Below are 14,101 nucleotides of genomic sequence, written 5' to 3'. Positions count from 1 at the left end.
AAGCACATATACTGCCTCCACAGGTATTTCTTCTAGTTTATTGATTATTGAGGCAGCTAACTAAATTTTTTTCTCTCCGTGTATTACACGGAGAGGCAAGTTTATCTTCTCCATGTATTACACGGAAGAACCGCCGTTTTTATGTTAAGTAATGTTTCGCCAACAGTATCCGTTGCTACTCACGCGCCAAATATTAAACCCAGCGATCCTTTGTTTATCGCGCTGGACTTCCACAATTATGGACACCAACTCACCGGGGACGGCATCTACGCCATTGTAAGAAAAACCTGTGAACGCGCTGGCATAACTAAGCGGATGACACCCCATAAAATCAGGCATTCGGGGATTACCGATGCGCTGGATTTGGCTTCAGGAGACTACCGGAAGGTGCAGCATTTGAGCCGTCATGCTGACCCCAGGACTATTTTGGTTTACGAGGACAATAAAAATCAGTATCAGTTGGAGTTAACTAATAAATTAGCAGCCCGTGTGGGGAAAAGGCGGCAATTCCAGTAATTGCTAGCACTCTCGACTTGGAAGTGCTTTATTTAAATTCTCCTCCAAAGAAACGAGGTCTGAATATTTCTCTAAATGGTAACGAATGTCGTCAGAGCAATATATATTAAATCAAATTGTGTTCTCGAAAAACAGGAAAACTAGGGTACTTTGACGCGAGTTTTTTGATAATCTATAAATTAAACTTTTGGTCAGTTTGGGATTACCTTTTAAAGAACTCACCCTTCAGATGTTCGTTATTTCTTCAAAATCTATCTATAAGTTTTGAACTTCGATAATTAAATTTTTACAAACTCTTTCATTTATTTCTATACAATTCTTAACCTTTTCTGCAACAGTTATTATAAAGCCTAAACGCATTGAAAACTCTTTGGGTGGGAGTAAAAATAAATCTCCACTTTTAACTTCCCAAGTGACTTGGTGTACGCCATTCCATGTAAATACAATGGGTTCTACTGATAATTTTTTAATGCGTACATCATTGTTAGGATAAATAAATCTTATTAAAGATGCTTTATTCCTTGTTGGTATTAAATTTGGTTCTACTCCAACTGCTATATCGGCAGCAGCTAATGAGAGATCAATCCCAGTAGAAAGATAAACTAAATAAGGTATTAAATCACCTCCAAGCCTTGCGCCCAACTCTATTAATCGCGGTCCTTTCTTAGTTAGTCGTACTTCAGTATGGGTAACGCCCATATCCACTTCTAATACATGGTGTGCGTTAATTACTAATTCTTCAATAAGCTGTTTCTGTTCAAAAAATTCGCTTGGAGAAACTTGGTGTCCAATTTCCTCAAAGTATGGATGAAATCCAATTTCTTTTCTTGTAATTGCAACAACAGATACATTACTTCCAGTAACTACACTTTCTACACTATACTCTGGACCATCTAAATATTCTTCTAATAAAATTACTTGCTTCTTTGAAAATCTAGAATTTGTTGCAGAAGCTGCAATTCTATATGATTCAGGCAAATCTTTTTCAGACTCTACTTTGACAACACCTATACTGCTAGCCATTTTTGCAGGCTTTAACACAATTGGAAAACCAATTTTATTTGCATAAAAAACAGCTTCTTCTTCTGAATTTACTATATAACTATTACATAAAGAAATATTAGATTTATTGAAAGCTTCTCGCATTAGATATTTATCACGGCAAAGTTTAGCCGAATTTATACTTATATATTTTAGGTTTAATTCTCTTGCCACTAAGGCGGTAAGTTCAACTGAAGGTTCTTCATAAGTTAATATTCCATTTATGTTATGTTTCATTTGAAGATGCTTGGCTGCTTCAATCACTTCTTTCTCATCCATCATATTTGCTAAAGCAAAGTCATGCACATAAGCCTTTTGCCATGTTGGTTCATCTTGTTGTATTAATAAAATTGAATATTTTTTAGCTATTGATGAAATTGAATATTCTCGATAAAGTTGTGACCCACTTCCTATTATCAATAATTTCATCATGATTCTTCTCCTTGATTTTTTAAGTTCAATATTGGCTATAACAATACTAATTAATTTTGAAAACACGCAATAAACTAAAAGTATAGTATATGTATTTCTTATAAAATCTTAGTATTTATGTTTTCTGGGAATAGTTTTAAACTGCTATTTATGCTTTTTGAAACTAAATTATAATATTATAAGTTAGTTTATTAACTTAAATTAAACTGAACTTTTGCTTGATACAAATCTTAAATAAACAAAACCTGCAAGTAATGCTAAAAGTCCTGATAAGATAAAAGCTTCAACAAAATTTTCTCTTTCTAACAAACTTCCATATACTTTAGCTAATATTGCACTTCCTAAATAAAATCCGATTTCTCTATAACTTGACATTGCAGACCTATCTTTATAGCTAACAGTTGACACAGAAAGATTATCAAGATAGGGCATTTGAAAATAATGCACTCCTTGTCTACATAAATATAAAAACATAAATACCATTGGTTGATTAGTTATGCCTGCACAAATCATTAATGGAACTGATAAAAACATTGCATATGAACCTGCTCTTTCATTACTGAAATAGTTTGCTGCTATGGGAGCTAATGCCGCTCCTATAAAACTTACAATTTTTTCTATGAAAATTAAATAACTCATCATAGACGTATCAAATCCCCAATGGGATTGAAGAATTATATTGATAAAACGCATTGCCAGAGTTGCTGAACCTCCGATGAAAAATGCTAATATTGCTATTTTTATCATTGGAGCTTTAGGAAATATGTTAGTTAATTTCTCCTTTCCTCCAGTTGATTCATCTTTAAACTTAATAAAATATCGTATTACACCAATGAGTGTACAAAATATGCCTGAAATAAAAAGCGTTAATTGATATTGAGAAAAGTATCTACTGGTTAATAAATAAGGTAATTGACCTCCCAGTAAAGTTCCCACTCCATCCCAAAATAAATAGTTAACGTATATAAAGCTAAATAACTGTGTTCTTTTTTCCTCTGAAACTTCACCTGCAATAGTTGATGATTCTGTTGTGAACATTATTATTCCTCCCAAAGCATTTAATGCTTGTAGGAATCCTAGTATGTATAAATTAGTAAACCAGGGAATCAAAAGCATTGTTATACCAAAAAGAAAAGAACCTCCAACTAAAAACCAACGACGACCATAACGATCTGCAAGTAGCCCTGAAGGAACAGAGGTTATACTCATTACAATAAAATTTATTAGGTATAAAGTTCCTATGTCATTTGAGTTTATTCCTATATTTAATAGATGTAAATTGTAAACTAATTCATAGATACCAGTACCCACCCCAAAAAATACACAACTCAGTAAATAAAGTTTTACAGTTTGGGGAAATTTTAATATTTGTTGTAAGTTCATTGATATAGCTCACCTTTTATTTTGGAACGATTTTATTCTGGTAAATTGCCTGAACAAATGCGGCAACGATTGGTGGAAGCTGATGAACAAGGGCTAGACGCTCTGGTTGAAACAACGTTGCTACAAAAAACGGATGATTGTCTAGTTCCACGGCACGAACTTCGTTAGAGCTATCGCACGCACTGACGCGAAGTTCTCCCGAAAGCAGTCTCTCTTGAAATGCAGGGTTCAGTCCGAAACGGCATCTATAGCCCTCTATGGCTTCTTCCCGTCCATAAGCGACAGCAAGCCGAGATCCTGATTGAAAACGTACTAAAGAGGACGTTTCAACGAGTTCGCACGCTAATGGCGAAATTACCAACCGTAACCCGTCAGGTGCAGTTTCGGCATGATCTGCGTCGTCCCAACCCAAAACATTCCTAGCGTACTCTATGACAGCGTGCTGAAAGCCGCCGCATGTGCCGAGGAATGGAAGTTGTTTTTCACGCGCATATTTAATAGCTAGCAATGCACCTTCCATGCTTCGATATGGGCTGGCTGGCACGCACCAAAGCCCATCAAAGTCCGCAACCCGTGAAGCATTGCTGATCTCTTCTGTTGGCACCCATACGGGGTTGATCTCCTCTGCCACCGAGGTTGCGGCAAGTTCTAATGCAATAGGTATTGCACGATGCGCTGGCACGGTTGCATCGTAATTACCTATAAGCGCAATACGAATCTTAATTCCCATAAATTTATGTCAATGTTTATCTGAACTGAGTAATGATTTTTGTGCAAAGGGTAAACTATCTTCCAAGTTATTAATTATTAGGTAGGCAGTATCTTTGAGTTTATTTTGATCTTCACAGACCAAGTAAGCTTGCCCCGCGTAATTAAGTACCCCAGTTTCAAAGTCATAAATTGGAAATGCTGAACCCTGAGAAATTGACTGAGACATTAATATCTCTATCGTTCCATGACCGTTAGTCAATGTATTCCAATCTAGGGAGTCGGTTCTGAACACACGGTTACTGCTCCAAGGTTGCCCATTAGCGTTACAACCAATTAATGCAACCGACGCAGCACCGCATTTAGGTGTGGTAGATTCAAATTGTGGAATTTCACATCCTTCATTCAGGAGAATGCTAAAGAACAAATCAACAAAATCAAACCCATAGACATCGTACAGTTCTTTGGCAATCCCGACTCCGCCCATCCTGGCGGCTGTTTCCAAGAACGAAACTTCATTGTTGGCCTTTAGCTTCAACTCTGTATGAGTGGCGCAGTTCTCTAATCCGAGCGCATTTATTGCCTGTGTCACCAACGCCACAATCTTAGCTTTTTTATCATCCGTTAATATGCATGGGGCCAAATTTCCAAGTTCGGTAAAGGGGGGTACAGTTTTTAATCTACCTGTCATAGCCAAAGGGTAGTAGAGTCCATCTCTTACCAAACCTTCAACACTTACAAAATCGCCGTAGTCTGACTCGTCATACCAGGAATTTGTTGTCGATCTAATGATCTCTTCTGCAATCAATACTGGAAATTTTGAGTCTTCTGAAAATTCATGGTCACCAGTTTTTCGCGCAATTTCGATGACTTCGATTATTTTTCGTATGTAAAATTCGGTTTCTTCATGTCGCTCTACTTTTTGCATAGCGATCGACCCCGCACCGTAAGCGACCTTAATAATGAAAGGAGTAGTAAGCTCCTTTGTCTTTGCAATATCTGAAAGCTTTTTGATAGCACAAAATTTAGGCTGAGGTATGCCGACTTCAGCCCAGCGCTCACGCATTAACACCTTATTACGAGCCAAATCTACGTTTTTACCAACCCCCCTAACTCCGATTTTTTCGGCTATTTCCGACACATCTTTTAAGATGAATTCAGCAAACGTAAATAAGGCATCCGGTGAGAGTGCAACCGCTCTTTGATAAACACATTTTAAGGCATCAGTTGGAGTAAGATTGCTAAAATCTTCAACTAGTTGGCTATATCTTTCAATAATATTTCTGTTGTATTCAGAAGCAGTACTAACAATGAAGGTGTAAATATCGCCTCTTTGCGCTAACTTTGGATAAAAATAGTCAACTGGAGGTCCACCTACTGAATAAACATAAACTATTTTTTTATTCATTGTCTCCTGATTTCCGAATTTTAGGTAACTAAAAATTAGATATTGAATATTACCGGAAACATTAAAGCTTTGGTGGAAAACATCCTAGCTTTTATTTGCCAGTAAATATTAATCTATCAAAATATGCCAAAACAGAATTTTAACTTGGTTGAGTTAGGAGGTAAGATAGTTTTGTAATCACCTGCTAACGCAAGAAATTGCAAAATTTATCCCCATAAACAAACCCATCAATTCCGGTTAGCTTACAGTAGTTATAAAGATCGCTTGTCCGATTGATAAATCCGGCACCATTAAAGTTCAAAGATGTATTGCATAAGACACCGACACCAGATATTTCTTTTACGCTCTGAAGAAGCCTATACATCATTAGATTCTGTTGGGGATTAACAGTCTGCACCCTCGCGGTATTGTCAACGTGAGTAATTGCTTGCAGATCAGCATTAATAACGCGTTGAAAATATAGCATGTAAGGAGAAGTACCGTGCCAGTCAAAATGTATAGATACATCTTCTTCCAAACAAATTGGCGCAATAGGTCTAAATCCTTCCCGTCGCTTAATTTGATTAAGACGATTCTTCGTATCTATGGAGAATGGAGAAGCAAGAATCGAACGGTTACCCAGTGCCCTGGGGCCAATTTCACACCTACCCTGCGTCCAGGCAACGATATTTCCAGCGTTTATGAATTTGGCAACCTCAGTCAGATCAAGCGTCTGAACTTTAACATCAGGCATAGCAATAGTATCTTCAACAAACTCCTGACCACAGTATACGGACCATTTTACTTTTGCATTACCAGTAAACTCTCTCATTGCATCAATAGCTGTTCCTATAGCCGACCCTGTGTCATTGGTACAAGGTGGGACAAATACATCTGAAAATAAGCCTGTATTTTTCCACATAGTGTTCCAGTCGCAGTTGAGGCCGCAACCTCCGACAACCAACAAAGGATAACCTTTTGTTAAATTTTCCTTTGCATATGAATAGAAACGCTCAAACAAGCTGTCAGAGAACCGCTTAGCAAGTTGGGTGAACTCTGGATTTTCAAGACCAATATTAAAATAGGGAGACCAAGTTACATCCTCTTTGCTCAGGCTCAAAAGGATGCTATCTCTATTTAGTAAGAACTCGGTAATTTCTTTCTCGTCAGGGGTCAGAATGCCAGATTCACCATAGGCGCACAAGGCCATAAGCTTTCCGGGATCTTCAAATCTAAGCTTTCCCTTCGGTAAATTGAAGGTTGGATCAGCCAGCGCATATAGGAAAGCATACTTGTTTCCTGGCGTTTTCATTACCGTACCGACATGGAATATATTCAATTTTTCGTCAATTTCATAAAAATCGCCAAGGGCGCCTTCCCATACCAGGACATAACAGGGCTGGCCTTGCTCAAAAGGTGATAATCCATAGGCACACCAAATATGTGAACGCTCATGGCTGCTACTAAAGTACTGAATATCCGCCCCGAAGAATTTAATCAATCCTGTTTGAACGGTATCGCTGCCGAGACCATAGTATCCTGCACCAATCGGAGCACTTTCATCAAAGCCGTTCTTGCTCCAACCACTGATTGCTAGAACATCGGGAATATCTAGGGTAATTGCTGCGGTTTCCATTAAGAGACTTGGGTTTAAAGAGTCGTAACGAGGGAAACTGTCTTTTTCCGGTTCGTAAGACCACTCCAACCTTGTGGAATCAGTATCAACAAAGGCTATTGCCCCGTCGTGTCCGGGTTTCATTGAAAATATTTTCATTAATTTCCTTATTTTACCCAATATAGAAATTTGCTCATGAGTGAAGACATTTTGGGATAACTAAAAAAGTTGACCCGTGCAGTTTATCAAACAGCAGTCAAACGCACTAAATTTTACAATTAATATTCAAAAAAGGAACGCTCAAGATACCTAACTTACTACCTGAGAGGGTAGATTGAGTTTTGTTCTTTTTTTTTCTTTCCAAAAATCTTTTGAAAGATACCACGAATTTTGTTAAATACACCTTGCGAGTCTTTGGTATCTTTTGGCTGCTTTCTATCTTGTTCAGTATTCATTAGAACCTCTTAATTTTTTATCATGTGATGTAGTTAAACTAACACTTTGTTGTGAATTATGTTTGCGACCTCATCGTACCCTTCATCGTTAAAGTGTACTCTATCAACAAAGAGGTAATTACTAATTTTCTGCGAATCCCTCAAAAGCAAATTCATGTCTTCAAATTGAATTCCGCGAGATACGCAGCTGGTGCGTATTGCATCTGTAAATAAACCATGAATTTCCTTGTCCAGGATATTTTTAAACAATCGCCAGAAATTATTTGGACAACTATCAATAGCATAAAATATATCCTCTTCATCTGGAGTAAGATAATCCCTTGTCCAATAAGACATCGGCTGTAAAATGAAGGTGAGTCTCGCATTAAATGGTGCGATCAATTGTTGCCATTGATACAGAGCATTCGACACTGCAAATGCTGCGCGCTGGACTCGCTCTTGAGTATTAGTATTATTATCAGTAATGATTTTATCAGCAATATTTTCTTGGTTCACAAGATTGCCGATATAACTTTTCAATCGGGACAACAGGCCTTTATTCCTATTATCAAGCTCAGAAGCATATGTTCTTGAGCGTTGCTTTAAGTCATCATTGTACTTATCCATGTAGTGATTATATTCAAAGGAATAATAATAACGTCCATGATCACTAGTGAGACTATCAGGCAACCCTTCAAGGGTAAGCGTATTTATACCGCTGAATACAACTACATTGTTTATACGTTGAAATCTATGTTGATGCATAAGAAATAAAATTATTTCTTGAGTCGCGTTATATCCCCGTCCACTAAAATTTAGCCAAGGCTCTTCAGTATACTTTGCTAAACGTGAGGATATAGTATTGGCATCAGACGTAGCCCCTGTACCTAACGTTGTAGAACCACCCACTAAAAGATTGACAGAGTGATCTTTTGGCATATTAGCAACACTAACTTTTTCACCTCTAAATGTACTATTTCGGAAACCAAGCGAATCAGTACTAATAACTTCAGATTGATAATTTTTATGGTGAAAGAACATTGTATAGGGAAGCCACTTTACTCCAAGGTACATGAACTCGTCATACTCCCTAATTTGTGGCGTAAGACGGTACACTTCTCGAACAGCTTCTTCGTGAGATAATTGTTTTCGTTCCATATTTTTATTTTTTAAATAATAGAAAGTATTATTTTTATTGTAACCGTTCACGGGGGGTAAGATAATGTTTTGATATGGAAAATATTTCTAATAACTTACTTTTTATTATAAGCCCTCGGCTAAAATGGATAAGTATATGTTCAATTTTTGTATGAATATATATTTTAGTTCTTTATCTTGCTTGTGTTTAATTCATCATTAAAATTTTTAAAATCAGAGTATCTAAAATAGGTATCCAATTTATCTTTTTTTTTGAGATAAAGTGGATCAAAGATAATAAAATTTAGCAGACCTAAAGGCCAAAAAAATAGTAAAAAGATAAGAGAGAAGATTAAAGCAGACAGAGCCTTGTACAAAATATTTATCATAAAAAAATAATTTTTCTTCAATTTATTATTGAACCATGACAGTAGTAGAAATATTAGACTTAACTAAACATAAGTTTGTTTAACTAATCTAATTTGAATTCTGTTTTCCAATCATTCGTTTCATTCCAAGCAGGTTGATCGCTCTTACGTAACAAATATCTGCCAATTACCAAGTAATCCATTTGAGTTCGCATGAAGCAAGCATACGCATTACTCGGACTTTCAACAATAGGCTCACCCCTGACGTTAAACGAAGTATTCACTACGACAGGACAGTTTGTGCGTAAATAGAATTGGTGTATCAGCTCGTAGAAACGTGGATTAGTAGTCCGGCTTACAGTCTGCACACGTGCAGAATAATCAACATGTGTAACAGATGGTATTGTAGACCTGACGCATTTAAGTTGGTCTATACCTGAGAGTTGTTTTTCGTGATCGGGTAGCACAATTTTATGATTGTCGTGAACGTCAACAACAAATAACATATATGGACTTGGCCGATCTAAATCAAACCACTCATGGGCATATTCTTCCAGTACAGCTGGTGCAAATGGACGAAAAGATTCTCGATTTTTTATCTTAAGGTTCATCACACTCTGCATTGTTGGGTTCCTCGAATCACCAATGATTGAGCGTGCACCTAGTGCGCGAGGTCCAAATTCCATCCTGCCCTGAAACCATCCTATTACACTCCCTTGAACCAGGAGGTCCGCAACAATACCGCACAGGTCTTCATCTTTCAACTTAGTATATACAGCACCATGTTGATGAAGCTGCGCTTCAATTTCGGTGTCATCGTATGAAGAACCTAATAAAGAGCCTTTCATGCGATCTTCACCGAGATGAACTCTGTTTGTCTTCATTCTGCTTTGCCAGCCCGCAAAGGCTGCGCCCAATGCACCGCCGCTATCCCCAGATGATGGCTGAACCCATATTGAATCGAAGATGTTAGCTTTTAGTAGCTTCCCGTTTGCAACACAGTTCAACGCCACACCACCTGCAAGGCAGAGATTATTGACACCGATCTGCCGCCGTAAAGACTGCGCTAATAGAGTAACTACATCCTCAATAACGGACTGAACAGAAGCTGCAAGATCGAACTCCCTTTGGGTGATCATGCTCTCTGGTTCACGTCTAGACCCACCGAATAACTCTTCAAATCGATCACTGATCATGCAGTTTCCTGTTGCATAGTCAAAGTAATCCATATTCAACCAGAAGCTGCCGTCAGGTTTTACGTCTATGATATTATCCATGATCTGCTGGTAGTAAGAAGGTTTGCCATAGGGTGCGAGCCCCATAAGCTTGTACTCTCCAGAGTCAACTTTAAAACCACAAAAATAGGTAAACGCTGAATAAAGCAAACCGAGAGAGTGTGGAAAATGAATTTCCCATATTAAAGAAAGTTTATTCTCGTGACCAAACCATGCTGATGTAGTTGCCCATTCACCTACTCCGTCAATACATAGTACAACTGCCTTTTCGTAAGGGCTAGGGAAGAACGCTGAAGATGCGTGGGATTCATGATGATCTATATATTCAATCTTCGGCAATTTCTGTATTTCTGGGAAATGAGATGCTAATTCAAGGTTGAGAGTACGCTTTACATGAGCCTTCTTCATTAACCATGACGGCATTTCTGATATAAACGATCTATAACCTTTTAAGCCAAAGTTTAAATAAGTTGAAGTAATTCGATTTAACTTCTTGTATGGATTTTCGTAGTAGAAAATGGTATCAACGCTCTCTAACGTTATGCCTGCTTCACGCAGGCAAAACTTTACGGCGTTAACTGGAAAGCGACTGTCCTGTTTTACTCTGCTGAAGCGTTCTTCTTGGACAGCAGCAATTAACTCACCATCTAACAATAATGCTGCTGCGCTATCATGATAGTATGCAGATAAACCTAATATGTAACAAGGCATGTGAAAGTCCCTTAACTTAAAAATAAAAATTTAGTTAAGCTGATAAGAGTAATTTTTCCGACGAGCAAATATATTCCATGTTTGATGTGGTGGATTTAAGGCGCGATATCCGATCCAGATACGCTCCCAATGTTCACGGATTGTTACCTCGTCATTTGACTGGAGAATATCATCCATATAATAGTCAATTGCATCCAACGCCATTGCAGAGTGCCCAGTTGATACATTGTCTATAGTGTTATGGAGATCGACAAAGAGTGTATTATAGCCGTAGTAGCGAAGTTCATCTCTCGCTGTACGATACGCTCCACCCACACCCGACAATTCCATAGCAAGATTCAGTCCCAATGTTTCCGCCAAAAAGCGTCGTGGGAATAGTGAGATAGCAAGCCAAAAAACGGGCACCCTAAATGCATTATCGGCAAAGCCATGCCAGTAAGCAAAATCCAGGCTTTTAAAATTCGGTAGGTTAATACCCATCTGCTGGATTAATGCTCGATAAATATTCGGATGATTTAGCTGAGGTTCTCCATTACCTACTTCATCTGAATAGATACTGTATAGAATAGAACCGATTTTTGTATCTACAAGTCCAGGACTACACCAGTTTTGCAACCATGCTCCATCAATCAGGATCATAGGGCACAACTGTACTGCCTCTTTGATGACTTGCTCCCGTGGTTTTTCAATTTCCTTTAACGACTGAGAATAAGATTCAACTTGTGACTGTGCCTTTGCATTAAACCAGTCGCGCAGCTTTTGATGAGTATAGTTTTGGAACGGGATCGCTCTTGTTCCTCGAAACATATCAACTGAACTTTGCGTGAGCCAATTAGTAACCAACTCCAGTGCGCGGAAACGAATGTCTGGATAATGTTCTATGTTAATTAATTGATAGTACATATCTCTATCAGACAAGCGTTTGGTATTATGCACTAGTCTTCTCCCGAAAGCCTTTAGTGCTGTGAAACCTGAGTAAGTCTGTTCGGAATTTCCGATAATTTCATCTTTCTTTATTTCTTGTTTACTACTGCATTTAACCAGGGCTTCTTGTGGTAATGACTTTACCCATTCATTAATAATTTCAGTTTCTATAGGCGAAAACACACGAAACATCGGCCCACTAAATTTTACTAAGCTGGTTAACAGGGCGCTCTTTTCAGGGTTTCCAGGGGATACCCATTGTGATTTACCTAGCGTGTCAACGAACGTTTCGGCATTATCAATGATCGCGGTGTCGAAGTTGACTCCATTTAGATCGATTCGGCTATGATAACCAACAGCATATTTTGCCTTCCGCTTTACAAGGCGGATCATTTTTTCGCGGGGACTAAGGTAACCTTCTTGAAGGTGGTGTATTAAACTTGAAGACCATTCGGTCAAGAATCGATAAGATGTGTAAATTCCGTCATAAATTCGACGACAGATTTGTTCCAAAGTGTGCTTTCTCTTTGATTGCTCAAGACCATCAAAAGTTGAAAGATAAATTTCAATTGCCAAGCGTGCCTTTTCAACAAGGTTGCTCCTACATTGCGATGTTCTTACCTTGTAATATGTAGTTAATCCACCATGATGTGCGATATAGGGCTCCAATATCTGAACAAGCCTTGGTATGGGAAATGTAACATCGAAGAGTGTAGCACCAAGAATTTCTGGACACATCTCTTCAGTAAAGAGGGAGAGACTCAGACGATAAGCTGGCAACTTCCACGACTCAGGAAGAATATCTGTTAACGCTGAGAAACTCGTCGATAAGATTTTTGGCAGCCGCACACCAATACTTTCAAGCATTTGTCTAAATAAGACATTTTGATTTCTGTTAATATTCCCATTCCCAACTTGTACTCCATGAATGAAATGTAAAGCACTCGCTACCACTTCATGGCAGTTAGATGCATTTGACGAATTTTGAAGCTGGCATCCGCTCAAAAGGCCTTGAGGGGCAAATTGCGTTAAAATGAAATCAATTACACTTAAATCCACGTCAATAATCAGTGCATCTTCTCTTAATGCAGAAGTTCTCTCTGCAAATAAAAGAGAAATTTCCCTAGCACCTAATATATCAATATCGTATTCAGTAATATCTGCTATAGAAGTTATAACTTCGCTGGAGACGCTCGAATATTTATTGCAGAATCTTCTCGCTTCTTCAGCTATACCGTTAAAATTGCATCCTATATTTTCTATATTTAGTATTTGATTGCAAAGCTGTTTTGCTTCAATCTCTATTACATATGGTTCAGAATTTGAAGAAGCAATACGTAAATAAGGCTGTTGATTAAAGTTATGAAAACTATCTTTGTTCATAAATTATTAAAGTCACCGTAAAATCTCTACTCCAAACTGACATTTATCTATAATGGGATAAAAAATAGTAATTAATGAAATACTATTTTCCTAAATAATTAGCATAATAAGTACTGAATAACCAGCTTTTAAAGCTCCTTCAACTGAAGACTTAGTTAATTACTCAGTCTGGCTTGTAACAATTACGCAGTCTTTAATAAAACTTCATAAAGTTGGGGTAAAATTTCCTCATCGTAGTTGAGGTATGGTTTTACTGGACTTAAGCTGCCACGATATTTTTTGTATTTCCAAGCACGATTGAAGAAGGCAGAAGGCAGAGGGCAGAAGGTTTCGTTCAGATGGGGATTCAAACCCCACCTGAACGAGAGCCACCAAATTTTCAATTTTGTGGGGGTCTTAAACCCCTTGCTCCCTCCGGTCGCGCAGACTGTTCGGGCAATGAGAAAAGGGATAAATCTCTTCTTTCATTGCCCTCTGCCCTTCTTGATAATATCAATGTTGGACATGGTACTACCTCCAGGTTTTGACTATGAATCAAGATAAATACGTATAATTTTCGTTGTTGAAATTAGAAAAATTATACGAGTAACGACCTAATAAGAAAGTTTAGCAAATCTTAACTACCATAAGAAAATAGTTACTTTTTCACAAATTTCATAAAGCTTAGGCTGATCAAATTAAAAACAAGTTAAATTTAAGTAAAAATGATTATTTTGTTTTTAGGACTTACGCATTGACAAAATGGCAAAAGAGTGGATTGATAAAAAGTATCATCTACTCACTAGGTATCGAACAATCAGAGAAATCAGCAAACCCTCGACAGCACA

General features: G+C 37.8%; 11 protein-coding genes. 1 reads left to right on the top strand and 10 read right to left on the bottom strand.

Going from position 1 to position 14,101, the window contains the following annotated elements; genetic code table 11:
• The first annotated feature begins 141 nt into the window (after nt 1-141).
• Complete coding sequence (locus H6G14_RS30820; protein WP_242054169.1) at nt 142-516, top strand: tyrosine-type recombinase/integrase; 375 nt, start codon at nt 142-144, stop codon at nt 514-516.
• Between the two features lie 255 nt (nt 517-771).
• On the opposite strand, the gene H6G14_RS30815 is transcribed toward H6G14_RS30820, so the two are convergent.
• From H6G14_RS30815 to H6G14_RS30770, 10 genes are all read right to left on the bottom strand, one after another.
• The gene (locus tag H6G14_RS30815) at nt 772-1,989 is read right to left on the bottom strand and encodes an ATP-grasp domain-containing protein (protein ID WP_190572522.1); all 1,218 of its coding nucleotides are present in this window, start codon (nt 1,987-1,989) and stop codon (nt 772-774) included.
• A 201-nt stretch (nt 1,990-2,190) separates the two neighbouring features.
• On the bottom strand, nt 2,191-3,372 hold the full coding sequence (locus H6G14_RS30810; RefSeq protein WP_190572520.1) for an MFS transporter: 1,182 nt from the start codon (nt 3,370-3,372) through the stop codon (nt 2,191-2,193).
• Between the two features lie 16 nt (nt 3,373-3,388).
• Nucleotides 3,389-4,102, bottom strand: a complete 714-nt coding sequence (locus H6G14_RS30805; RefSeq protein ID WP_190572518.1) for a CTP synthase C-terminal region-related (seleno)protein — start codon at nt 4,100-4,102, stop codon at nt 3,389-3,391.
• Between the two features lie 9 nt (nt 4,103-4,111).
• Nucleotides 4,112-5,488 carry an ATP-grasp domain-containing protein gene (locus H6G14_RS30800; RefSeq protein ID WP_190572516.1) on the bottom strand — a complete coding sequence of 459 codons (1,377 nt, stop codon included), beginning with the start codon at nt 5,486-5,488 and terminating at the stop codon, nt 4,112-4,114.
• A 184-nt stretch (nt 5,489-5,672) separates the two neighbouring features.
• Nucleotides 5,673-7,241 carry a carbamoyltransferase C-terminal domain-containing protein gene (locus tag H6G14_RS30795; protein WP_190572514.1) on the bottom strand — a complete coding sequence of 523 codons (1,569 nt, stop codon included), beginning with the start codon at nt 7,239-7,241 and terminating at the stop codon, nt 5,673-5,675.
• Between the two features lie 158 nt (nt 7,242-7,399).
• Nucleotides 7,400-7,537, bottom strand: a complete 138-nt coding sequence (locus H6G14_RS30790) for a hypothetical protein (protein ID WP_190572512.1) — start codon at nt 7,535-7,537, stop codon at nt 7,400-7,402.
• Between the two features lie 33 nt (nt 7,538-7,570).
• Nucleotides 7,571-8,725: an SGNH/GDSL hydrolase family protein gene (locus tag H6G14_RS30785; RefSeq protein ID WP_338421239.1), complete on the bottom strand. Its 1,155-nt coding sequence runs from the start codon at nt 8,723-8,725 to the stop codon at nt 7,571-7,573.
• A gap of 400 nt (nt 8,726-9,125) precedes the next feature.
• Entirely contained in the window at nt 9,126-10,967 is a 1,842-nt protein-coding gene (locus tag H6G14_RS30780) for a carbamoyltransferase family protein (protein WP_190572510.1), read from the bottom strand.
• 30 nt (nt 10,968-10,997) lie between these two features.
• Nucleotides 10,998-13,274 (bottom strand): iron-containing redox enzyme family protein, encoded by a 2,277-nt coding sequence (locus tag H6G14_RS30775; RefSeq protein WP_190572508.1) that lies wholly within the window; start codon nt 13,272-13,274, stop codon nt 10,998-11,000.
• 182 nt (nt 13,275-13,456) lie between these two features.
• On the bottom strand, nt 13,457-13,624 hold the full coding sequence (locus H6G14_RS30770) for a hypothetical protein (RefSeq protein WP_190572506.1): 168 nt from the start codon (nt 13,622-13,624) through the stop codon (nt 13,457-13,459).
• Nucleotides 13,625-14,101: the final 477 nt, after the last annotated feature.

It is taken from the genome of Nostoc parmelioides FACHB-3921 (genome assembly GCF_014696625.1).
In the GTDB taxonomy this organism is placed as follows: domain Bacteria; phylum Cyanobacteriota; class Cyanobacteriia; order Cyanobacteriales; family Nostocaceae; genus Trichormus; species Trichormus parmelioides.
The sequence above is the reverse complement of the archived record's forward strand: the minus strand, read 5'-3'. Positions and strand labels throughout refer to the sequence as shown.

Excerpts from the sequence above, each read along its gene's own strand:
- H6G14_RS30820 (WP_242054169.1), top strand. The coding sequence starts at position 142 with ATGTTAAGTAATGTTTCGCCAACAGTATCCGTTGCTACTCACGCGCCA.
- H6G14_RS30815 (WP_190572522.1), bottom strand. The coding sequence starts at position 1,989 with ATGATGAAATTATTGATAATAGGAAGTGGGTCACAACTTTATCGAGAA.
- H6G14_RS30810 (WP_190572520.1), bottom strand. The coding sequence starts at position 3,372 with ATGAACTTACAACAAATATTAAAATTTCCCCAAACTGTAAAACTTTAT.
- H6G14_RS30805 (WP_190572518.1), bottom strand. The coding sequence starts at position 4,102 with ATGGGAATTAAGATTCGTATTGCGCTTATAGGTAATTACGATGCAACC.
- H6G14_RS30800 (WP_190572516.1), bottom strand. The coding sequence starts at position 5,488 with ATGAATAAAAAAATAGTTTATGTTTATTCAGTAGGTGGACCTCCAGTT.
- H6G14_RS30795 (WP_190572514.1), bottom strand. The coding sequence starts at position 7,241 with ATGAAAATATTTTCAATGAAACCCGGACACGACGGGGCAATAGCCTTT.
- H6G14_RS30790 (WP_190572512.1), bottom strand. The coding sequence starts at position 7,537 with ATGAATACTGAACAAGATAGAAAGCAGCCAAAAGATACCAAAGACTCG.
- H6G14_RS30780 (WP_190572510.1), bottom strand. The coding sequence starts at position 10,967 with ATGCCTTGTTACATATTAGGTTTATCTGCATACTATCATGATAGCGCA.
- H6G14_RS30775 (WP_190572508.1), bottom strand. The coding sequence starts at position 13,274 with ATGAACAAAGATAGTTTTCATAACTTTAATCAACAGCCTTATTTACGT.